Genomic DNA, 485 nt, shown 5'->3' on the forward strand with positions numbered 1-485 from the left:
ATCAACGCCTGGCAATATGTGGCAATGCAAATCAATTAATTTCATTTCTCTTTCTCAGCTCCATAGTATCCACCATAGTATCCACCATAATAGCCTTGTGACTTTTCTTTTGTGACACGATTCATAATTACCCCCAAAATATTAGCATGAACTGTATCTAATAATTGTTTAGCATGTGCAACCCCAGCTTTTTCAGCAATTCCCTGGGGTACAACCATAATTACACCATCAATTTGTACCGCTAAGACTTGTGCATCAGTAACTGTATTAACTGGTGGCGCATCCATAATTAACAATCCAAACTTATCTTCAAGACGATTGATTAAATCCTTTGTCCTCATACTACCTAATAATTCTGAAGGATTAGGTGGAAATGGTCCACTAGTGATAACGAATAGATTTTTAACCATAGTTGGTTGGATAACATCTTCAAATGAAGCATTTCCCAATAAATAACTGGATAATCCAACACGATTACTTACATT

The 485-nt window shown here is 35.9% G+C and carries 1 protein-coding gene; it reads right to left on the reverse strand.

Annotated features, from left to right (window positions below):
• Positions 1-41: 41 nt before the first annotated feature.
• A partial coding sequence (locus FD33_RS10440; RefSeq protein WP_156407842.1) for a tyrosine-protein kinase family protein occupies positions 42-485 on the reverse strand: 444 nt, incomplete at its 5' end.

The sequence above is a fragment of the Companilactobacillus paralimentarius DSM 13238 = JCM 10415 genome (assembly GCF_001434985.1).
GTDB lineage: Bacteria > Bacillota > Bacilli > Lactobacillales > Lactobacillaceae > Companilactobacillus > Companilactobacillus paralimentarius.